Below are 20809 nucleotides of genomic sequence, written 5' to 3'. Positions count from 1 at the left end.
GTGGCCGCTCGCGGCGGGTTCATCGGCGTGGCTAGAAGCTTGCTTGATCCCCGGCGATACCCCGCAGACGCTACCCGTTTAGTCCGCACCACCCTTTGGGAAGTCCGGAAGGCCTGTAATGGAAACGTGATCCCGGCCGCCCCGATCTGGTAAGCTGAACTTCTGAAATTCGGTTCGCCGTGCAATTCGGTCCCTTGAATCTCCGTGCTTGGTATTGATCGCTTTTGTCAGGCGACGCAGACGTTGGAAACCGCGACCTTTTGGAACAGGTGCGGGCTGGCCACGACCGACGAAGGATAAGCCGAGAGCTTCGACCTGAACTCCGGATGCGAGAAGGCGGCGGCGAAGGCGGCGGTGGATTCCCAGACGGCGTAGTTCAGGTAGGCGACGCTGTCGCCGATCGCGCGGTGAAGCTGGGTCGAGATGAACCCCGGCTGCTGCTTCATGAACAGGGCGTCGTCCTCCCACGCCTTGAGCAGCGCCGGCTCGTCGGCCGCGTCCAGCGTGAATAGGTTGATGAGCACGACGGGCGAGGCCTCGACGGCGAGCTGGCGTTCGATCGGGAAGGACGGATCGAGCGGGCGAAGCATGGGCATGACATATCTCCAGGTTGGAATTATGTTGTCAATCTGACAATGACGCCTTATGCTTAATTGACATCATGATGTCAATTATATTCTATGGTGACAAATGCGCGAACCCAAGCGGACTCCAGCCGGTGAGGCCATGACGCCCCTCATTCTCGATCTGTTCCGGCTCAACAGCCTAATCCTGACCTCGGGCGATCGCCTGGTGGCGGGGCTCGGGTTGACCAGCGCCCGCTGGCAAATCCTTGGCGCGATCCGCGCCGTCGGGCGGCCTCAGCCAGTGGCGTGGCTCGCTCGCGACGTCGGCGGCAACCGGCAGAACGTGCAGCGGATCGTCAACGATCTCCAGCGTGACGGGCTTGTGACGTTGGAGCCCAACCCGCACCATCGCCGTGCCCAGTTAGTCGTCATGACCGACAAGGGCCTCAAGGCCTTCACCGCGGCGATGAACCTTCAGACTCCTTGGATGAACCGCCTGACCGAAGGGCTTTCGGTTGAAGATATCGCTGTGGTTAGCCGCGTCGTGGCTGGGCTACGCGGGCGTCTCGAACAAGGCGAGGAAGTGGACGACGCGAATGTCTCTTGAGGGGCGTTACGGGACAGGCTGTGAGAAACACACTTGAACTCGTCACAGCATCCGGATGACGGAGGCTCTATCCCATCCCGACGACGCGCTCGAAGCCGCCGACGCCATCCGCGAGGTGATCGACTGCATCGTCAGCACCCCCGGCGACAAGCGCGGCTAAACCCACATCACCCTACAGGGCGATCTCTCTACCATCCTTGAATGGATCGAGCGGACCGGGAAACCCGGCTACCGGCTTGACGAGGATCGCATGTCCTTCTGTTTGTCCACTTCGGTCAAAACGAGGCGGAGAATGGGGGCTGCATGCCTTCCAGACCGGCCGCTCGACCGTCATCGCCCAAACTTTCGCGATAGAAGTCGGTTGAGCGACGACACCTCGAACCCGGTCGGCAGGCAGCGAAAGGTACGCTAACCCGCTTCTGTCTGCTGCTGCGCCCGATCGCTCCTGCCCGTGTAGGCGGCGCGGATGCGGATCACAGGACCCGATCTGCTCTGCTCAGAGGCATGGGCAATCCAGCCACTGATCCTGGCCAGCAGCATGAGCGATCCCTTATTGCCGGTGAGGCCCACCAGCTGTTCAATCAGGATCATCAGCACGAGAAAGTCCGGGCCCTTGCCAAACAAATCTTTCGCAGCCATCGCGGCTGCAAGCATGCGCCGCACGGCAATATCGTCATTCATCCTGACTGCTAAAGTCTCCGCAATTGCCGTCGCTCGGGGATCTTCGTGCGGATAGACGCCATCCCCGAAACCGGGAAGGTCCTCGTTGTCGCGATAATAGCGTAGGATGACGTCCTTCGGCGCTTCGGCGACGATGATCTCATTGACGAGCCTTGAGATCAGATACGTCCGCCCTCCCGGCAGACGTCGCCCCTGTGACGCGATGAGTCCCACCGCAATCGCCTGGTGCGGTGTGACGCCCGTGTTGGCGGCCGCGCGCACCGCATAGGTCGAAGGAGATAGTTCGTGATCCGCAGCAAGGACGAGCAGCCGACGCAATATGTCGGCGAACTCGATAGGTCTGTCGCTAGATTTGCTCAGCTGTAGGTGGATCGCTTCATCGCTCGCGGATTGTTCGCCCAGCATCAACGCTGCAAACCAGCGCAATATGCTTGCGCCGCTTTGGCCATATCCGCGGATGGAGATGTCGTGACTCGTTGAACTGGCATGCTCGAGAAGCGGCAGCATGCAGGCGGCCCGTTCGATGATCGACAGGCCGGACGCAGCTTTGAGAAGGGCTTTCATTGAGCCGGTCGCTGCAGGCGGCGGCGACAAGAACGCTTCTTTTTCTGGGACGGTCCAGAGATGAGCCGCCGTCGACTCCAACGTTTCGCTTTCCGCCATTTCAATGGCCGATCTTCCTCGGTAGATCGGTCCCTTGTCGCCGAGACTAGTGATGTCGCTAGTGGGAACGAGGATCGAATCCGGCACGATCAGACGCTCGCCGCGCTTCACGCGCGCGATATCCTCAGCCCAATAATATTTGGAGCGAGAGCCCCCCCCGTTGGTCGTGCGGATGCGCTTTCTTGAGACGTACGCATAAAGCGATTTGACGCTGATCCCAAGCTCCGAAGCGGCTTCATCTGCGGTTAGGTAAAGGTCGGACATGGCTTGGTATTACGCCGACGCGGCTCCATAACTATATCGATTATTCCAGTCGAGATTGACCATATTTTCGCTTCGGCTAGCTCTGGCGTCAATGGCGATAAACGCCGACGACGGGAGAGGATGCATGAAGAGGCTCATTCGGCAGCATAGCCTTTGCGCTATCATCGCAATCGTTCAGGCGGGATTGTTCGCGCATGCGGCGCAGGCTCAAAAGACCGCCTCATCCGATCAGGCCACTGTTCCGCAGTCGCCAACCGTTGCGGATCCTGTGAGCGTGCCGCAGGATCCTTCGGCGGCGCCCTCTACGGTCGAATCGGCAAGTGCGTCGGACATTATTGTAACCGGATCCCGCTTGCCGAGCGGTTTCAAGACCCCCACGCCGGTGACGATCGTCTCCTCGGACCAGCTGGCTCAGTTGTCACCCAGCAGCGCTGGCGAAGCCCTCGCGAGGCTGCCTGCCTTCGTGGGTAGCCAAGTCACCTCGAAAGGCGGTTCCTCATCGCAGTTGCTCAGTGGGGCACAGGCGTTGCTCAACCTGCGCGGACTGGGCGCTAACCGAACGCTGATACTGCTGAACGGCGAACGGCTACCTGCAACCAATGTGCTTGGATCGGTCGATACCAATGTGATTCCACAGGCGTTGCTGCAACGGATTGACGTGGTCACCGGCGGCGCGTCGTCCACCTATGGATCGGACGCGGTCGCGGGTGTTGTCAACTTCATCCTCGACACGAAGTTCACCGGTCTCAAACTGGACGTGAACGCCGGCGTCACTGATTACGGCGATGGCGGGCATCAGCATGTCAGCTTAGCTGCCGGTCACGATTTCGGCGGATTTCGCGTGATCGGAAGCGCCGAATATTATCATCAGGACGGGATCGGCCTGCCCCCGACCGGTCGCGAGTGGTTCGACAAGCCCGCAGGCTTGGTCACGCTTCCGGCAGGGTCGGCGACGACGTTCGGCATCGTCCCGGACGTGCGATTTTCCAACTCGACCCCAGGCGGGCTGATCACCGGGCTGACCGCGGTCACGGGGAGAACCGTTGGCGCTGCAGGTACGGCTGCTTTGCTGTTCAAGCAACTCGGCTTGGGTGGCGCCGTGCTGCCCTATGATCGCGGCCAGTTCACGGGCACCGCGTTTCAGAGCGGAGGGGATGGCGGGGTCGCGGTGAATGGCCTGAGCCCAACCCAGGAACGGTACGGCGGCTACCTGCGCGGCGAGTTCAAGCTGAGCGATACGATAACTGCCTATGTCGACGGATTGTACAATAGGTCGAAGACCAACAGCGTTGGCACATACTCCTATCAGCAGACGACGAGGGCATTCCGGATCTACGCCGACAATCCCTACCTGTCGGCCGATATTCGCTCGATCCTAGCCGCCAACAACATCGCGTCGTTCACTCTAGGCCGCACCGGCACAGAGCTTCCAATCCTTACTGTGACGGACAACTCGCTGGTTCGAGCCACGGCCGGGATTCAGGGCAGTTTCGCGAATGACTGGAAGTTCGACGTCAGTGCGACCGCGAGCAAGGCAAAGCAGGACTTCGCCGCGCGGCATACGATCAATCGCAATCTCTATGCGGCGGCGGACGCGGTTGTGGGCCCTAACGATACGATCGTCTGCCGGTCGACCTTGGCGGGGCTCGACCCGGGGTGCGTACCCATCAACGTCCTCGGCCTGAACACTATCACGCAACCAGGCGCAGATTACGTCAGCGGCTTTGAACGGGGCGTCACCACGGACAAGCAGTTTACCGTCAGCGCCAATCTTAACGGCGACTTCGGCGAGGGACTGGGCCTCGGCGCCGGGCCGATCAGTTTCGCGGTGGGCGCCGCATTCCGACGCGACGACATCGAACGCGTAGTGTCTCCGCTGGCCGACGTCTTCACTAGTTGTACCGGCCTGCGAGCGGGCGGGTGCGATGCGTACAACAACGTATATGGCGGCTACCAGACCTACAATCCGAGCCCTTTGAAGGGACGGATCGACGTCACGGAGGGATATGCCGAACTTGGCATTCCGATCTTGAAGAATCTGCCGTTCGCCAAATCGATAGACTTGGCGCTAGCGGGTCGGGCCACGCATTACAGTACCAGCGGGATGACCTACACCTGGAAGATTGGTCCGAGTTGGGCAATCAGCGACGAATTCCGGCTACGCGCCACGCGATCCCAGGATATCCGCGCACCGACCGCGAATGACCTGTTTTCGACGGTGTCCAGTTCGACGAATACGTCGTCGACGGTGTATCCGAGTTCGGCGGGAGGACAGAACGTCACCACCGTCTCGCTAACGGTCGGCAATCCCAACCTGAAACCCGAAGTGGCGCAGACCTTGACGTTGGGAGCCGTCTATCAACCATCCTGGTTACCCGGTTTCTCGGCGTCCGTGGACTATTTCGACGTGAAGATTTCCGACGCGATCGCTGCTCCGGTCAATCAGAGTGTGGTGAACGCATGCTTTGCGGGTGACCAGTCATTCTGCAACTTCATTAGCGTTGGCGGCAATCCCGTCACGACCACCACCGGCATTGTGCCGACGACGGCCGGGGTCGTCGTACGGCTGGCGCCCATCAATGTCGCCACCGTCAAGACCTCTGGGCTCGATATCGAGCTAGGGTATCGGTCTATGCTGGCTGGCGGCAAGCTCGCCCTGCGCGCCCTTGGAAGTTACGCGTTCACCTACGATAACTCCGCGCTTACCGCGCCCGCCGGCCCGACGCTCATCGGCGCATACGGCCTGAACCAGCTGGCAATTCCCAGTGGCGGCGGTATCCCGCGATGGACGGCCACTCTTACGCAAGACTATGAACTGCCGCTCTCCGGCAGCAGCGCCCTCCTGCTGGGTCTGACCGAGCGGCTGATCGCGCCGGGTAAGGTCAATCCCAACTATACCGATGCGCAGCTCTCTCCCGAACAGAACCGCGTCCCGCAGGTCACCTATGTCGATGCCGTGATCGGCTTCAAGTTCGACATGGGCGGCTCGGACGCGGCGGTTACGTTGAACGTGCTGAACCTGTTCGACAAAGACCCGCCGATCACGCCGATCGCCACCACCTTCCAAGCTCCCACCAACTTCCAGATCTACGATGTTCTGGGTCGGCGCTTCTCCGTCGCGTTCAAGATGAAGTGGTGAGCGATTCCAATCCCATGAGGAGTCACCAGCTGTGACACAGATTTCGATACCGGCCGTGTTCGCTCGTGGCGGCACGAGCAAGGCTTTGATCTTCCATGAGCGAGATCTGCCTACGGATAGAGAGTTATGGCCTGCGCTGTTCATGCGAGCGATGGGGACCCCCGACCCGTCTGTTCGTCAGCTTGACGGAATGGGAGGCGGCTTGTCGTCTCTTTCCAAGGTCTGCGTGATCAGCCCACCGACCCGTGCCGATGCGGACGTCGACTATTTGTTCGTGCAGATTGGGGTCACCGAGGCGAAGGTCTCGTTTGACGGCAATTGCGGCAACATGTCCTCGGCCATTGGCCCATTTGCCGTTGAGGAGGGGATGATCTCCGCCGTCGGTGAAGAGGCGATAGTGCGGATTCACAACGTCAATACAAACCGGATTATCCGGTCGCAGTTTCCGGTTCACGGAGGGCTTCCGTGTAGTCATGGTGATCTCACCATTCCAGGTGTCGCGGGAACCGGAGCGCCGATCAAGCTGGTCTTCGAATCTCCAGGCGGCGCAGCTACGGGGCGATTGCTTCCTACTGGGAATACCATCGACCTGCTTCTTCCCGAGGTGGGTGACCCGATCGAGGCGTCCATTGTTGATGCGGCTAACCCTGTTTGCTTCGTCCGAGCTGCGGACCTGGGGCTGACGGGGGTAGAGTCGCCAATCGACCTAGACAAGCGCACGGATGTTCTTGAACGGCTCACCGCGATCGGTGCCGCGGCCCTGGCCCTGCTCCCGGCCAAGCCGGGGGCCAGCACGAAGCCGAAGCGTCTGGCCCTGATATCAATGGTTGCGCCGTCCAAGGCGGCTCGGACGTTGGGTGGCGAAGAAATCGTTGCTGCCGACGCCGATTTCGCCGTGCGAATGATTTCTTCAGGACAGCCGCACCGCGCGTCGCCGCTGACCGGCGCAATCTGCGCCGGAGTAGCGAGCGCCATCGCGGGCACCCTTGTTGCGGAGGCGCGCGGGCCCAACTGGAGCACGCACGCGATCCGCATCGCGACACCTTCCGGTGTACTGACGGTTGCCGCGGACGTTGCCGAGGACGACGGTGGCTGGGTTGCGCGGGAGGGTAGCGTGTATCGGACGCAGCGCCGGCTCTTTCAGGGAGCGGTGTTGGTCCCCGCATCGGACGTGTCGAACTTCTTGAACTCAACGATCGTCGGCTGATGGCGAACGGGAACGCCAAGACTCTCGGGCTGGTGGCGGCGGGATCGATGCTGGAGTTCTACGAGTTCCAGACATCGGCGATTTTCCTCAGTATCATCGGCACCGTGTTCTTCGCGAGTTCGCAGCCCGAATGGGTTCGTGATCTGCAGGCCATCGCGCTTTTCTCCGTTTCCTTCATCTTTCGGCCGGTCGCTGCCATCATCGTGGGCAGGATCGGCGATCGCGAAGGGCGCAAGCGGTCGTTTCTGCTTACCTTATTACTGATGGCGATCCCGACGATCGCCATCGGGCTGCTGCCGACATACGCGATGATTGGCGCGGGCGCGCCCATTCTCCTGTTATTCCTTCGCATCATGCAGGCGATGGCGAGCGCCGGCGAATTGTCTGGCGCCGCTGTGTTTACCAACGAGCTTGCCGGGGTAAACAAACGAGGACTGGCGTCGGGGTCGCTATATGGCGCCATTCATCTCGGTTATTTCCTGGCGGCGGCAGTGGCTGCCGCCGTTACCACTGTGCTGACCCGCGAGCAGGTTCTGTCGTTCGGCTGGCGCATTCCCTTTCTACTTGGCGGAGCCCTCGGGTTTGTCGCGCTGATCGCGCGCCGCAAGCTGCACGAATCTCCAGCATTCCTTGCCGCTCGGAAAGACGCCCGCCGCAAGGCTCCGCTGAGTACGGTTGTGCGCGACCACAAGCTGGCCATGTTTTCGGTGGTGTTGCTGGCGGGTTATGTCGGATCGACGATCGCGGTGATCTACACCTTCACACCGCTCTTTCTACAGACCGCTTATCATGTAAAAACATCCACGACGGCGTGGGTCATCATGGTCGCCTTTCTGTTCCTGTCGGCGTCGGCCGTGCTCTGGGGCTGGATCGCCGACAAAGTCGGGGCGACGCGAGCGTTGCGCATCGGCGCGACCTGCGGCATCGCGGTGGTGTGCTCAGCCGGGTTGCTGGGCGTCGACCCGCGATCTCCACAGGCTTTGCTCGGTTGGTTCGCCCTGGCTTCGCTCGCCATGGGCAACGTTGGGTGCGCCTTTCAGGTCGGCACGTCGCTTTTTCCGGCAAGCATTCGCCTGACCGGTTTCGGCGTGTCCTATAACCTGGGTCTTGCGCTTTTCGTGAGCACCGTTCCGCTATCGCTCACCATATTGTCCCACCGGTTCGGGGCCACGGCCATGGTTGCCTACATCGTCGTAGCGGCCGCCCTCGGCATCGCCGCGACACTTATAGCCGATCAACTTCTTCGCAACGCGCCGGCGGATACTGCCGCCGGCATCCAAGGGTAGTTTTCAATGCCTAAAATCATGCTCACGGGCGACATCAACCTAATGAACTCAAGGCCGGGTGAGACGCCTTTCAGACCCCTGCAGGCTACGCTCGAGGCCGCGGATTTCATCGCGTCCAACCTCGAGTGCTCGCTCTACACGCCACCCAACGGGCACGCGATCGAGCATGAGGGTTTCTTCGTCGAACCCGATCTCGGTGCGTCGCTGCTCAATGCAAGCGGCATCGACGTCTTCGGCGTGGCGAACAACGTCAACTATGGCGAGGGCGCGATACTGGGGTCTATCGACACTTTGAAGAAGGCTGGCTTGAGTTACGCCGGTGCCGGCCGCAACCTTTCCGAAGCGAGAGCGCCCGCGATCATCGAGAAGGAGGGCATTCGCTACGGGTTCCTTCAGCGCAGCAGCGTGTACTGGTCGACGAACCACGAAGCCGGAGTCAGTGGCGTCGGAATCGCCGTTATTCGGGCGCACACCGCCTACCATGTCCCGATGCACCGACACGATACTCGGCTACCGCCGTTCAATCGGCCCGGAATTCCGCCGCTGATCGTTACCTGGGCCGACCAGGAATACCTCGACGCCTTCGCCGCCGACATCGCAGCCCTTCGTTCGCAGGTCGATGTGGTGATCGCTTCGTGCCACTGGGGCCTCTCGACAGAGGTTCTCGCCTATATGCCGCAGATCGCGAAGACCGCGATCGACGCCGGGGCGGATGTCGTGATGGGCCACGGGCCGCACAAGCCGCTGCCGATCGGCTTCTACAAGTCGAAGCCGATCTTTTACGGTCTGGGGAGCTTCTCGTTCCATACCGGCCATCTTGGGATGAAGCACGGGGACTGGATCGGCGTACTTCCAAGTCTCTCGATTGAGGCGGGACGTGATCCGGAGGTGTCGTTCACCTTCGTCCGCCACGACGACAACAACGAGACGGTGCCGGCAAGCATCGCGGAAGAGCGTGAGCCACTCGACTGGCTGACCAAACAAAGCGTCGCCCACGGTGCGTCTCTATCGGTCGAGGGCGACCGCGTCGTGGTAAAGCCGGTCTGAGCGAAACCACGATGGGCTCGGCGATGGAACTTGACGACAAGCTGTACATCAGCGCGCGGGAGGCGGCTGCCATTCTCGGGGTGAGCATGGCGACGCTTTACACGTACGTCAGTCGTGGCCATTTGCGCGTACAGCGATCTCCCGGCCAGCGCGAAAGTCGCTACTGGCTTTCGGATGTCGAGCGGATGAAGGGGCGGCCTTCCTCTCGGGGCGGTACCGGCTTTGCGACGCTTGTCTCTGATTCCGCCATCACATTGGTGACGCGGACCGGCACCTACTATCGCGGCCGCGACGTCACCGCGCTGGCTGAGACGCATACTCTGGAACAAGTTGCCACTCTCCTCTGGGATCTTGAGGACGTGGATGTATTCGACGCACCGCTGCCCGCGCTGCCGGCCTTGAACGCTGGGTTTTCCGGCGAGATTAGCGCACTTGATTTTCCGGACCGTGTCGGTGCCCTGGTGCCATTCATGGAGCGTGCCAATCCGCGCTGTTTCGACGCGACGCCGAACGGCTTCGCTGAGGGCGGCGCAGGCATGCTGCGCTGGGTCGTCGCCCTGATGGTTGGCCGCGACACCATATCAACTGATCCAATCCACCTGCAGGTCGTTTCCGAAGTGCCTGTTACCGAGCGAGACGGATGGGCCGAAGTCGCCCGGCGGTTGCTTGTGCTCTCTGCAGATCATGATCTCGACCCGACAACACTGGCGGCGCGGGCCGTCGCGAACACGGGGGTGTCGCCCTATCGCGTAATGATGGCCGCAATGATGACGGCCGAGGGGCGCCGCGGTGTCCAGGTTCGGGCGAGGGGCGCAAGTCGGCTGCTGGACGAGATCGACGAAGCTGTCGATCCCACGGCGCCAATCCTTGGGCGGCTTCGATCGGGCGAGGCGCTCCCTGGTTTCGGTGCCTATATCCACGTTGGCGGCGATAGCCGGGTTAATGCTATACTATCGACATACCGCCGTTTTCTGCCGGACGATCCCGACATTGCTCGCTTCCTGCGCGTCGTCGATATGGTGCGCGACGCGACCGGCCTCGCCCCCCAATTCGTGCTCGCGCTTTGGGTGTTCAACCGGAAGCTGATCCGACTGCACAAAGACCTCTCGCTGCTGCGGATCGGCCGCATCTGCGGCTGGATCGCCCACGCTCTCGAACAATCGACGCACGACGTCGTGCGCCCACGCTCGCTCTATCTTGGGCGGCTTCCCGAATGACCCGCTCGTCGATGGCGCCGAGCATCCCGCTTTCAACAGGAGACTAGATATGGCCGAAGCGACCCAGGATGTGACCGACCCGGCAGGCGTCACTGGTCAACTCTGCACATGGCTGACCGATCTGACTTTGGCCGTGGTCCCAGCGGAAACAATCGAGCGCGCGAAGGATCTGATACTCGATGGCCTCGGGTGTGCGATCGTTGGCGCGCAACTCCCTTGGTCGCGTGTCGCGGTGGAGGCGGTGCTCGACCTTGAAGGGACAGGCGAGGCTCCGATCATCGGCTGGGATCGCACGACGACTGCGCCGGCCGCGGCGCTACTCAACGGAACCTTCATCCAGGGCTTTGAGCTGGACGATTTCCATCCCCTCGGTCCGCTGCACAGCGCCTCGGTCGTCCTGCCGGCGCTGTTCGCCCTCGCTTCGCGCCAGAAAATCAGTGGTGCTGACTTCCTGCTGGCGTCGATTGCCGGTTTTGAGGTCGGGCCGCGAGTTGGAATGGCGCTGCGTGGGCCGCAGATGCTTTCCCGCGGCTGGCATTCCGGCGCTGTCTTTGGGACGCACGCGGCGGCAGTCGCCGTCGGGAAAGTGCTTGGCTTCTCACCGGGGACTTATGAGGATGCGCTTGGCCTGGCGGGCACCCAGTCCGCAGGCCTGATGGCAGCCCAGTATGAGGCGATGTGCAAGCGCATGCACCACGGCTTCAGCGCAAAAAGCGGCTACTACGCCGCCATGCTCGCAAAGGGGGGCTATACCGGGATCAAGCGGGTATTCGAGCGCGACTATGGCGGCTTTCTAGCGGTCTTCGGCGAAGGGCACGAACCCTTGCCGGAGAAGATTTCCGAGGGTCTTGGCGAGCAATGGGAGACTCATCGCATCGTTCTGAAACCGTACGCGGCCATGGGGGCGCTCCATGCCCCCCTCGACGCCGTGTTCAAGATCGCTGAGCGTCGGCCGTGGAAGGCCGACGACATCGAGCATATCGAGATTGGCATGTCCCATGCGGCCTATCATCATGGCTGGTGGGAGGTGGAGCGACCGCTCACGCCGATCGGCGCGCAGATGAACGTCGGCTACGCTGTCGCTGCAGCGATTCTCGACGGAGCCGCGATGGTGCATCAGTTCTCGCCGACGCGGATCGACGCAGACGATGTCTGGTCGCTGATCCCAAAGATACGTGCTCACCATAATCCCGACATGGACGGGTTCGGGCGGACCGGGAACATCACGATGGTGGTGTCCTATACCGATGGCACCGAGGCGACTCAGCACATCGGCATGCCGCGGACGGTAGCCGATCCGCTCAAGCGGGACGAGGTGTTGGCGAAGTTCGCCACGCTTACAGAAGGCATCATTGATAACGATAGGCGCGACGCGATCGTCCGCGCCGTCCTGGGGCTCGACACACTGTCCGATGTCGGAGATTTGGTGGCGCTGCTCGCTCCGACCGTGGGAAGCCCGTTCGAAGTTCACGCTGGACAGGAGGCCACCCATGTCCAGGTCGGCTGAACTGCGCGCGCTGATGGCGCGCGAACCGCTCGTCGTGGCCCCCGGCGCCTATGATGGACTTACGGCCCGCTTCGTCGATCAGGCCGGGTTCGATGCTGTCTACATGACCGGAGCCGGCACCTCGATGGCGCATGGCTTCCCTGACTACGGGCTGCTGACGGCGAACGAAATGGTGGACAACGCAGCCTATATGGCGGCCGCGATCGCTGTGCCGCTGATCGCGGATGCCGACACGGGATACGGCAACGAGCTCAACGTCACACGTGCGGTGCGCGACTTCGAGCGCGCGGGCGTGTCCGCGATCCATATCGAGGACCAGGTCTCGCCAAAGAAATGTGGTCATCTGGACGGCAAGCAGGTCATCACGCCGGAGGAGTTCGCTGGCAAGATCGCCGCTGCGGTCGCTGCCAAGAGGGACCGTGACTTCATGATCATCGCTCGGACCGACGCACGCGCCGTGACGGGCCTCGACGACGCCGTGGACCGCGCGAACCGGGCGATGGCCGCGGGTGCCGACATGATTTTCCTCGAGGCCGTCCAGTCGCTCGATGAGCTTTCCGAAGTGCCGAAGCGCGTGAACGGCCCATGCCTGCTCAACGTGGTCGCGGGCGGCAAGACGCCGGTAGTCTCGTTCGAGGATGCGCGGTCCATGGGCTATCGGCTCGCGATCTGTCCGAGCGTCCTCCTGCGTGCCGTGATCCCGGCGGCCGATGCCGCGCTGCGGGCGTTGAAGGCGAGTGGCCTGCCGATCGCCTCGGAAAACGAGCCCGCACCCTCTGAAGGGTTCCGTCGCATGGGCGCGACCGAGTGGGACGCGCTTCGGCGCGAATATGCATGACAGGACCGCAAACCATCCTTGATAAGATATGGGAAGCCCATGTCGTGCGGGACTTGGGGGATGGCTGGGCGTTGCTTCACATCGACCGCCACCTATTGCACGATCTCTCGGGTCCGAGATCGCTGATGCAGTTGCGAGAGCGCGGCTTGCCTGTGCGCAACCCCGACCTGGTATTCGCGACGCCAGATCACATCGTCTCCAGCGCGCCGGGACGGACGGGTTCGACCTTTGCACCGGGCGCGCGCCTGTACGAAGGGTTGCGAGCTCTCAGCGCAGCTGCCGGCATACACTTTTTCGATCTTGGGGAGACGGGGCAGGGAATTGTGCACGTGATGGCGCCTGAGATGGGCATAGCCCTTCCGGGAGCCACGCTCATCTGCGGTGACAGCCATACCTGTACCAATGGGGGCTTGGGCGCCTTGGCATTCGGTGTCGGAACGACGGAAAGCGCCCACGCCCTGGCTAGCGGCACCTTGCGGATGCAGCGCCCCAAAAGGATGCGGATCTCCGTCGATGGCCGCTTGGGACGGGGATGCACGGCAAAGGACGTAATTCTGCACATCCTGAAGACGTTGGGGGCCTCAGCAGGTGTGCAGCACAGTATCGAATATGCCGGCAGCGCCATCCGAGCGCTGGACGTGGAAGCACGGCTCACGCTGTGCAATCTCTCGGTTGAGCTGGGTGCCCGATCGGGTCTCGTGGCGCCGGACGACAAGACCTTTGCCTATGTCGAGGGGCGTCCCTTCGCGCCCAAGGCTCAGGCGTTCGAGCAGGCACGTCGGTCATGGCGCGATCTCGCCAGCGACGAAGGCGCCAGCTTTGACCGCGACGTCGAACTCGACGCAGCGGACGTCGCCCCGGTCGTCACATGGGGTACGAGTCCGGACCAGGGCATTTCCATCGATGGACTGATTCCTGATCCCTCCTCTGCGACCGATCCGAACCAGCGGGAGTCGATGGTCGCTGCCCTTGAGTATATGGGGCTCGAGCCTGGCAAGCCGATTGTGGGAACGCCTGTCGACTGGGTCTTCATCGGTTCGTGCACGAACTCGCGGCTCTCGGATCTGAGGGATGCGGCGTCAATCATCCGGGGTCGCACGAAGGCCGACCGTGTCACGGCGTGGGTGGTTCCAGGCTCTCTCCAGGTCAAGCGTGCAGCCGAGGCGGAGGGGCTGGATCGCGTCTTCAGAGATGCGGGTTTTGAGTGGCGCGAGCCTGGGTGCTCGATGTGCGTTGCTGCGAACGGTGAGCAGGTCCCTCCCGGCGCGCGCTGTGTATCCACCTCCAATCGAAATTTCGTCGGGCGCCAAGGGCCGAGAGCTCGTACCCATCTCACCAGCCCTGCAAGCGCGGCGGCGGCAGCGCTCGCCGGTGCCATCGCCGATGTCAGGACGTTTTGAATGTTCGACCCCGTTCGCATCGTCGCTGGCGTCGCCGCTCCGCTGGAGTTGGCCAACGTCGACACTGACGTGATCATCCGCATCGAGCGTCTTACGGCTGGTGATCCGGCTCAGATCGGGCATTGGGCCTTCGAGGCGTTGCGGTATCTTCCAGACGGAACCGAGAACACGGACTTCGTCTTGAACGCCGCCAGTTTCAGAAACGCACCCATCCTGATTGCCGGTCCAAATTTCGGGTGCGGGTCGTCGCGCGAGGCCGCCGTCACGGCGCTGCAGGGGGCGGGTATCCGTTGTGTGATCTCAGCGTCATTCGGGGACATCTTCTACGCCAACTGCTTCCAGAACGGCCTCTTGCCGATACGCCTGCCCGAAGCCTCGGTGCTCGTACTGATGGAGACGGCGAGGATTCCGAGCTTGTTCGAGGTCGATCTCGAACGTTGCGAAGTTCGGTCGCCCGACGTCCCGGCGCTGCGCTTCGAGATCGATGCGCAGCGCCGGGACGCGCTGCTCGCAGGATTGGACGACATCGGTCTGACGCTGCGTGATGGCGATGTCATTCAGGCTTGGCAGATCGACGACCGGTCCCGGCGGCCATGGATCTGGGGCGTCCAGAAATGAGCGCGAACGAATCGAACGGAACTGCACCGCTCGCGGGGATAAAGGTCGTCGAACTGGCCCGCATTCTCGCCGGGCCGTGGTGCGGTCAGCTGTTGGCCGACCTCGGCGCCGAGGTAGTCAAGGTCGAGAAGCCCGGCGAGGGCGACGATACCCGCCAATGGGGGCCGCCGTTTGTGCGCGACGCCGACGGCAACGATCTGGGCGCGGCCTTCTATCATTCGACAAACCGCGGGAAGCGGGGCGTCGCGATCGACATCTCCACGCCGGACGGTCAGGCGGCAGTGCGCGCGTTGCTCGACGACGCCGATGTCCTGATCGAAAATTTCAAAGTGGGCGACCTTGCCCGATACGGCCTCGACCACGCCTCGTTGCGAGGGGACTATCCTCGGCTGATCAGCTGCTCGATCACGGGCTTCGGGCAGACCGGTCCTTACAGCCATCGTCCCGGATATGATTTCATCATCCAGGGAATGGGCGGGCTGATGTCGATGACGGGGGAGCCCGACGGTCCCCCGCAGAAGGCGGGGATCGCCGCCGCGGACATCTTCACCGGAGTCTATTCAGCCGTGGGGATCATGGCTGCGCTGCGGCTCCGGAACGAGACTGGCCGGGGTTCGCATGTCGACATGTCGCTTTTGGACGTGCAGGTCGCGGTGCTCGCCAACCAGGCACTCAACTGGATGACCTCGGGTCGGGTGCCGCACCGGATGGGGAACGGCCACGCCAATCTGTCACCGTACCAGTCTTTTCCAGCAGCGGACGGGGCACTGGTCATCGCGGTTGGGAACGACAGTCAGTTCCGCCGCTTCTGCGACGTGCTGGGACTGGGGCTTGGAACCGATCCCCGGTTCGCCACCAATCCTGCGCGCGTGACGAACCGGCTGGAATTGATTCCGCTGTTGGAGGCCGCAACGCGATCCTGGACCAAGGCGCAGCTTGCCAAAAAGCTGGAGGCGGCGGGTGTTCCCGCGGGATCTATCAATACCGTGGCCGAGGCGTTCGCCGATGAACACGTCCGCAGTCGCGGAATGCGCATCGAACGCGACGGAATTCCAGGTGTCGCCAGCCCGATCGTGATCGATGCAGTCAGAATGGTGTCCGCAGGCGCCAGTCCGCCACTCGCCTGCAGGAGCGACCCATGAGCCTCGATCCAGAAACCTTCGACGCGCTGATCGACGCCGTGCGCCGGTTCGTGGCCGAGCGCCTTCGTCCGCTCGAGGCGCAGGTCGAGCGGGACGACGCTGTTCCGGCGGACGTCGTCGATGAGATGCGGGCAATGGGGCTGTTCGGGCTCTCGATCGCCGAGGAGTACGGCGGCCTCGGTTTGACCATGCTCGAGGAAGCGAAGGTCGCGATCGAACTGGGGCGGACCACGCCCGCCTTCCGCTCGAATTTCGGCACCAACGTCGGAATCGGGAGCCAGGGCCTGGTGATGGCAGGCAATGACGATCAGAAGGCGTACTGGCTCCCCCGGATCGCGAGCGGCGAGATCATCACCAGCTTTGCGCTGACCGAGCCTGACGTTGGGTCCGACAGCGGCGCCGTGAAGACGCGCGCCGTACGGGATGGTGATGTCTACCGACTGAGCGGGACAAAGCGTTACATCACGAACGCCGACCGCGCCGACCTGTTCACGGTGATGGCCCGCACGGGCGATGAACCCGGCGCTCGCGGCGTCTCAGCATTCCTCGTGCCCAGGTCTCTCCCCGGCGTCATGGTCGGCGATCCCGAACGCAAGATGGGCCAGAAAGGCGCGAAGGTCGCCGATGTGAATCTCGACGATGTTCCTGTGCCGGTCGAGAACCGGATCGGCGCCGAGGGCGAAGGTTTCAAGATCGCGATGCGCGTGCTCGACCGCGGCCGTCTTCACCTCGCTGCGGTATGTGTCGGCCTGGCCGAGCGTCTCATCGCGGACTGTGTAGGTTACGCCAGCGAACGCCAGCAGTTCGGCAAGCCGATCGCCGAGCACCAGCTTATTCAAGCTATGATCGCCGACTCAAAGACGGAATCGCTGGCCGCCCGTGCGCTTGTGCTGGAGACGGCTGCGGCCAAGGATGAAGGCACGGACGTCGTGATGGGTTCCGCCGCTGCGAAGTATTTCGCGAGCGAGATGGTTGGTCGTGTGGCCGACCGCGCTGTGCAGATTTTTGGCGGGGCCGGGTACATCGCTGACTACGGTATCGAGAGGCTCTATCGCGACGTGCGTTTGTTCCGGATCTACGAGGGCACGAGCCAGATTCAGCAGCTCATCATCGCTCGAGAAACCATCAAGCGCGGGGGGTAAGACTGAATGGTCCCGGCGTGCTGTCGCTCTCGTCCGCGCTCTGCCGAAGACCGGACGCCTGAAGGATAATCGATGTCAATTGCGGTCCTTGGATTCCTGATGGTCATCGTTTTGACCGTCGTCGTCATGACCAGGCGGGTCACCGCCGTGGCCGCCCTCATCCTCGTGCCGATCGCGTTCGCGCTGTTGGCGGGAGCAGGGACTCGTACGCCAGCGATGATGCTTGAAGGCATCAAGCAGGTCGCCCCTACTGGTATTTTGCTCGTCTTCGCCATTCTGTATTTCGGCCTGATGATCGATGCCGGCCTGTTCAAGCCTCTCGTCGGGGCGATTGTGCGATGGGTCGGTAGCGATCCTCGCCGGGCAACGATCGGGCAGGCGGCGATCGCGAGCACGGTCGGCCTCGATGGCGACGGGACGACGACGACGCTGGTTGGCGCATCGTCGATCCTGCCGGTCTATCGGCGCCTTCAGATGGACATCATGGTCTACGCCGTCATCGGCAGCCTGAGCTTCATCATCATGAACATGACACCTTGGGGTGGGCCGGTTGCCAAGATTGCCGCGACCCTGAGGATCGATCCTAACACGCTTTTCCTCCCAATGCTGCCCGTGCTCGCGACCGGACTGCTGTCGGTTTTCGCGCTAGCGTGGTGGCTCGGCGGACGGGAATATCGACGATTGGCGGACGGTGGGCCGACGGCCTGCGGCAGCTATGTGACCGCGACCGACGCGTCGCAGGCGCCATTGGGCGAGGTGTTCGTCATCGATGAGAATGCGCTGAGGCCAAAGCTATTGCTCGTGAATTTCGGATTGACGGCGGTGGTCATGGCATGCGTCGTGCTCCACTTGGCCCCCTTGCCGGTAACGTTCATGGTCGGTTTCTCGCTGGCGCTCGTCATCAATTATCCGGGTCTTCCGGATCAGCGTAAACGCATCATGGCGCATGCGGGCAACGCGCTCAGCGTGGCGCTGCTCGTACTCGCCGCCGGCGCCTTCACCGGGATCATGTCGGGTACGGGTATGACGGCGGGGATGGCAAAGGCGGTCATTCTCAGCCTTCCGGACGCCAGCGGCCCCTATCTGGCGCTAATCACCGCGCTGATCAGCATTCCGATGAACTTCTTCCTGTCGAGCGACGCCTTTTACTTCGGCGTCCTTCCGGTGATTGCAGAAGCCGGCGCGGCGTATGGCATATCGGCCGAGGAGATCGGACGTGCATCGCTCCTGGGGCAACCTGTCCACGGCCTCAGCCCGCTCGTCCCCGCAGTCTACCTCAAATGCGCGATCCTCGGCATCGAGCTTGCGGACTTCCAGCGGTTTGCCATTCGTTACTCACTTGGTCTGTGTTTAATCCTGATTACCGCCGCGCTCCTATTTGGCGCCATACCGCTCTTCCACTAGCTGTCATCGTGGACAAAGGGCATCCAGAGCCAAGCTGAAGCGATGGTGGCAAAGCCGAGATAGGACTCTTTGGTTTTGTCGTAGCGGGTGGCAATTCGGCCCAGTTTTCGAGCTTATTGAAGAGTTGCTCGACGCGGCTGCGCTGACGATCTGGCGCAGATCATCGGCACCTGCTGGTATCGCGCGGTTAGGCAGCAATCCCGACGCAATACTCAAATGGCTCGAGGGCCGACGTGAAGCTTACCGCAGGCCTGCAGTCAATTTTGGAATATGCATCTCGAACAGTCGAGTGAACGAATTCCGCAAGCATCGTTGGTTGTGTGCTCCCGCAACCAACGATACCGGCGATCCTTCGGGGTCGCCGCTTTTGTTGCGCCGGTATCGTTGGTTGCGTGTCCCCGCAACCATCGAACGCATAACAGCCCTCTCCGGTCCTCCGGCGAGGGCTGTTGCTGTTTTGGCACCAGCGCCATCTCCGCGACGTTCCATCCATTCCAATATGGTCCCGAACTCGCCATGGAGCACCGCATTGACCTCGCCGCGCTTCGCGCCCGGGGTCAGCGTCACGCGCTCGATCAGTCCCCGGATCGCGTCCGCCGCCTCATCGCGCTCGGCCGGATGGTTGAGCGCTTCCGCAAGCCGCTCGACCTTCTTCCGGTAAATCTCGGCGATGTTCGGGTGAATATCGGGTGCGTCGATCGGCGCCGCATCCGTCCGCGCACGGATCGCATCTTCCTGGCTCTCAAGATCGCGAAGGCGCTCAATGAGCGTGCGTGTGCCCTGACCGTCCTCCACCATGGTGACGAGGCCCCTGATGGCCTTGCTGACCCTCTCCATGTCGGCCTTGTCCGCTGTGCTCGCCGCGCGGCGCTGGTGGTTGAGCCGGTTGGTCTCATCGACATAGGCGCGGACCGCTTCCGCCGCGATATCCGGCGCCATCAGCTTGTCGCGCAGGCCGTCGAGGACGCGCGCCTCCAACTCTGTGCGCGTGATGGAATGGCCGTTGTCACAGCTCCTGGTATCGACGCGGTTAGAGCAGGCGAAGCGAGCCTTCAGGCGCAGGGCATAGGGTCCGCCGCAGCAGCCGCAGCTCACCAGCCCAGACAGGAGTGATTTGGGGCGATGCGTCGCGTTTAGCTGGAAGCTGGCGCGGGTAGCGGCGATGGCGTTGGCGAACTGCGTGGTGATGATCTCCTGGCGCGCCTTCACCGCCTGCCACAACGCGTCATCGATGATGCGCAGCTCGGGTACGTCGGTCGTGATCCATTCGGAAGCGGGATTGACGCGCGATACGCGTTTACCGGTGCGCGGATCCTTGATGTAGCGCTGCCGATTCCACACGAGCTTGCCGATATAGAGCTCGTTGTTGAGCAGGCCGGTGCCGCGCTTCACATGGCCGCGAATCGTGGTCGCGCTCCACAGCTTGCCGCCGGGGCCGGCGATGCCGCCTGCGTTTAGGCGCTCGATAATAGCCTGTGGGCTCAACCCGTTGGCGAAGTCGGGGAAGATGTGACGGACGGCCTCGGCTTCGGCCGCGTTGATGGTCCGTTCGCCGCGTACTGGCTCGCCATTGAGATCGAGCCGCTTCAAGACGTCATAGCCATAGCAAAGGCCCCCGCCGGCCTTGCCCTTCTCGATCCGACCGCGCAGCCCCCGGCGCGTCTTGTTCGCGAGATCCTTCAGGAACAGCGCGTTCATCGTGCCCTTGAGGCCGACATGCAGTTCCGAGATCTCGCCTTCGGCCAGGGTGACGATCTTCACGCCGGCGAACTGCAGATGCTTGTAGAGCGTCGCCACATCGGCTTGATCGCGCGAGACGCGATCCAGAGCTTCCGCCAGCACCACATCAAACTTGCCTGCCTGGGCGTCCTGCAACAGCGCCTGGATACCGGGGCGGAGGGAAACGCTCGCTCCCGAGATCGCCGCATCCTTGTAAATGCCGACGACTTGCCAGTCCTCGCGCGCGGCCTGTTCCCGGCAGATGCGCAACTGGTCGTCGATCGACGATGCGCTCTGCTGGTCTGAAGAGTATCGGGCATATAATGCGGCGCGGGTCATGGGATGCTCTCCTGTTGCCGGTC

General features: G+C 62.4%; 16 protein-coding genes and 1 pseudogene. 13 read left to right on the top strand and 4 right to left on the bottom strand.

From position 1 onward, the window contains the following. Positions 1 to 227: 227 nt before the first annotated feature. A complete protein-coding gene (locus NDN01_RS17835; RefSeq protein ID WP_272623084.1) occupies positions 228 to 596 on the bottom strand; it encodes an antibiotic biosynthesis monooxygenase family protein in 369 nt (122 codons plus the stop codon). Between the two features lie 94 nt (positions 597 to 690). Here NDN01_RS17835 and NDN01_RS17830 point away from each other — a divergent pair, with 94 nt between their 5' ends. Continuing rightward, positions 691 to 1173: a MarR family winged helix-turn-helix transcriptional regulator gene (locus tag NDN01_RS17830; protein WP_272623083.1), complete on the top strand. Its 483-nt coding sequence runs from the start codon at positions 691 to 693 to the stop codon at positions 1171 to 1173. Positions 1174 to 1581: 408 nt separating this feature from the next. Here NDN01_RS17830 and NDN01_RS17825 read toward each other — a convergent pair whose 3' ends face one another. After that, positions 1582 to 2781, bottom strand: a complete 1200-nt coding sequence (locus NDN01_RS17825) for a citrate synthase (protein WP_272623082.1) — start codon at positions 2779 to 2781, stop codon at positions 1582 to 1584. A gap of 124 nt (positions 2782 to 2905) precedes the next feature. Between NDN01_RS17825 and NDN01_RS17820 the strand changes: the two genes are divergently transcribed. The 12 genes from NDN01_RS17820 to NDN01_RS17765 all read left to right on the top strand — a co-directional run bounded on the left by NDN01_RS17820 (position 2906) and on the right by NDN01_RS17765 (position 18728). Continuing rightward, positions 2906 to 5920 carry a TonB-dependent receptor gene (locus NDN01_RS17820; RefSeq protein ID WP_272623081.1) on the top strand — a complete coding sequence of 1005 codons (3015 nt, stop codon included), beginning with the start codon at positions 2906 to 2908 and terminating at the stop codon, positions 5918 to 5920. A gap of 31 nt (positions 5921 to 5951) precedes the next feature. After that, positions 5952 to 7127, top strand: a complete 1176-nt coding sequence (locus NDN01_RS17815; RefSeq protein ID WP_272623080.1) for a PrpF domain-containing protein — start codon at positions 5952 to 5954, stop codon at positions 7125 to 7127. Further along, on the top strand, positions 7127 to 8413 hold the full coding sequence (locus tag NDN01_RS17810; RefSeq protein ID WP_272623079.1) for an MFS transporter: 1287 nt from the start codon (positions 7127 to 7129) through the stop codon (positions 8411 to 8413). Before NDN01_RS17815 ends, NDN01_RS17810 begins: the two co-directional genes overlap by 1 nt. A 6-nt stretch (positions 8414 to 8419) precedes the next feature. Next, positions 8420 to 9460: a CapA family protein gene (locus NDN01_RS17805; RefSeq protein ID WP_272623078.1), complete on the top strand. Its 1041-nt coding sequence runs from the start codon at positions 8420 to 8422 to the stop codon at positions 9458 to 9460. Between the two features lie 23 nt (positions 9461 to 9483). Further along, positions 9484 to 10677 (top strand): citrate/2-methylcitrate synthase, encoded by a 1194-nt coding sequence (locus NDN01_RS17800; protein ID WP_272623077.1) that lies wholly within the window; start codon positions 9484 to 9486, stop codon positions 10675 to 10677. Between the two features lie 49 nt (positions 10678 to 10726). Further along, the gene (locus NDN01_RS17795) at positions 10727 to 12184 is read left to right on the top strand and encodes an MmgE/PrpD family protein (RefSeq protein WP_272623076.1); all 1458 of its coding nucleotides are present in this window, start codon (positions 10727 to 10729) and stop codon (positions 12182 to 12184) included. Positions 12185 to 12197: 13 nt separating this feature from the next. After that, the gene (locus NDN01_RS17790) at positions 12198 to 13022 is read left to right on the top strand and encodes an isocitrate lyase/PEP mutase family protein (protein WP_272623075.1); all 825 of its coding nucleotides are present in this window, start codon (positions 12198 to 12200) and stop codon (positions 13020 to 13022) included. Further along, positions 13019 to 14422: a 3-isopropylmalate dehydratase large subunit gene (gene leuC, locus NDN01_RS17785; protein ID WP_272623074.1), complete on the top strand. Its 1404-nt coding sequence runs from the start codon at positions 13019 to 13021 to the stop codon at positions 14420 to 14422. The genes NDN01_RS17790 and leuC overlap by 4 nt, the downstream gene beginning before the upstream one ends. Beyond that, positions 14423 to 15040 carry a 3-isopropylmalate dehydratase small subunit gene (gene leuD / locus NDN01_RS17780; RefSeq protein ID WP_272623073.1) on the top strand — a complete coding sequence of 206 codons (618 nt, stop codon included), beginning with the start codon at positions 14423 to 14425 and terminating at the stop codon, positions 15038 to 15040. Next, positions 15037 to 16182: a CaiB/BaiF CoA transferase family protein gene (locus NDN01_RS17775; RefSeq protein ID WP_272623072.1), complete on the top strand. Its 1146-nt coding sequence runs from the start codon at positions 15037 to 15039 to the stop codon at positions 16180 to 16182. Before leuD ends, NDN01_RS17775 begins: the two co-directional genes overlap by 4 nt. Beyond that, positions 16179 to 17324, top strand: a complete 1146-nt coding sequence (locus NDN01_RS17770) for an acyl-CoA dehydrogenase family protein (protein WP_272623071.1) — start codon at positions 16179 to 16181, stop codon at positions 17322 to 17324. The genes NDN01_RS17775 and NDN01_RS17770 overlap by 4 nt, the downstream gene beginning before the upstream one ends. 72 nt (positions 17325 to 17396) lie before the next feature. Then, positions 17397 to 18728: a CitMHS family transporter gene (locus NDN01_RS17765; protein ID WP_272623070.1), complete on the top strand. Its 1332-nt coding sequence runs from the start codon at positions 17397 to 17399 to the stop codon at positions 18726 to 18728. Here the strand turns inward: NDN01_RS17765 and NDN01_RS25990 are convergent. After that, a pseudogene (locus NDN01_RS25990) lies at positions 18725 to 18876 on the bottom strand (IS5 family transposase); the annotation flags it as partial. The gene NDN01_RS17765 and the pseudogene NDN01_RS25990 overlap by 4 nt on opposite strands. 92 nt (positions 18877 to 18968) lie before the next feature. Continuing rightward, entirely contained in the window at positions 18969 to 20786 is a 1818-nt protein-coding gene (locus tag NDN01_RS17760; RefSeq protein ID WP_272623069.1) for a recombinase family protein, read from the bottom strand. Positions 20787 to 20809 lie beyond the last annotated feature (23 nt).

It is taken from the genome of Sphingomonas sp. QA11 (assembly GCF_028473665.1).
GTDB lineage: Bacteria > Pseudomonadota > Alphaproteobacteria > Sphingomonadales > Sphingomonadaceae > Sphingomonas > Sphingomonas phytovorans.
The sequence above is the reverse complement of the archived record's forward strand: the minus strand, read 5'-3'. Positions and strand labels throughout refer to the sequence as shown.

Coding starts and splice junctions, on each gene's coding strand:
- NDN01_RS17835 (WP_272623084.1), bottom strand. CDS start 596: ATGCCCATGCTTCGCCCGCTCGATCCGTCCTTCCCGATCGAACGCCAG.
- NDN01_RS17830 (WP_272623083.1), top strand. CDS start 691: ATGCGCGAACCCAAGCGGACTCCAGCCGGTGAGGCCATGACGCCCCTC.
- NDN01_RS17825 (WP_272623082.1), bottom strand. CDS start 2,781: ATGTCCGACCTTTACCTAACCGCAGATGAAGCCGCTTCGGAGCTTGGG.
- NDN01_RS17820 (WP_272623081.1), top strand. CDS start 2,906: ATGAAGAGGCTCATTCGGCAGCATAGCCTTTGCGCTATCATCGCAATC.
- NDN01_RS17810 (WP_272623079.1), top strand. CDS start 7,127: ATGGCGAACGGGAACGCCAAGACTCTCGGGCTGGTGGCGGCGGGATCG.
- NDN01_RS17805 (WP_272623078.1), top strand. CDS start 8,420: ATGCCTAAAATCATGCTCACGGGCGACATCAACCTAATGAACTCAAGG.
- NDN01_RS17800 (WP_272623077.1), top strand. CDS start 9,484: ATGGAACTTGACGACAAGCTGTACATCAGCGCGCGGGAGGCGGCTGCC.
- NDN01_RS17795 (WP_272623076.1), top strand. CDS start 10,727: ATGGCCGAAGCGACCCAGGATGTGACCGACCCGGCAGGCGTCACTGGT.
- NDN01_RS17790 (WP_272623075.1), top strand. CDS start 12,198: ATGGCGCGCGAACCGCTCGTCGTGGCCCCCGGCGCCTATGATGGACTT.
- leuC (WP_272623074.1), top strand. CDS start 13,019: ATGACAGGACCGCAAACCATCCTTGATAAGATATGGGAAGCCCATGTC.
- leuD (WP_272623073.1), top strand. CDS start 14,423: ATGTTCGACCCCGTTCGCATCGTCGCTGGCGTCGCCGCTCCGCTGGAG.
- NDN01_RS17775 (WP_272623072.1), top strand. CDS start 15,037: ATGAGCGCGAACGAATCGAACGGAACTGCACCGCTCGCGGGGATAAAG.
- NDN01_RS17770 (WP_272623071.1), top strand. CDS start 16,179: ATGAGCCTCGATCCAGAAACCTTCGACGCGCTGATCGACGCCGTGCGC.
- NDN01_RS17765 (WP_272623070.1), top strand. CDS start 17,397: ATGTCAATTGCGGTCCTTGGATTCCTGATGGTCATCGTTTTGACCGTC.
- NDN01_RS17760 (WP_272623069.1), bottom strand. CDS start 20,786: ATGACCCGCGCCGCATTATATGCCCGATACTCTTCAGACCAGCAGAGC.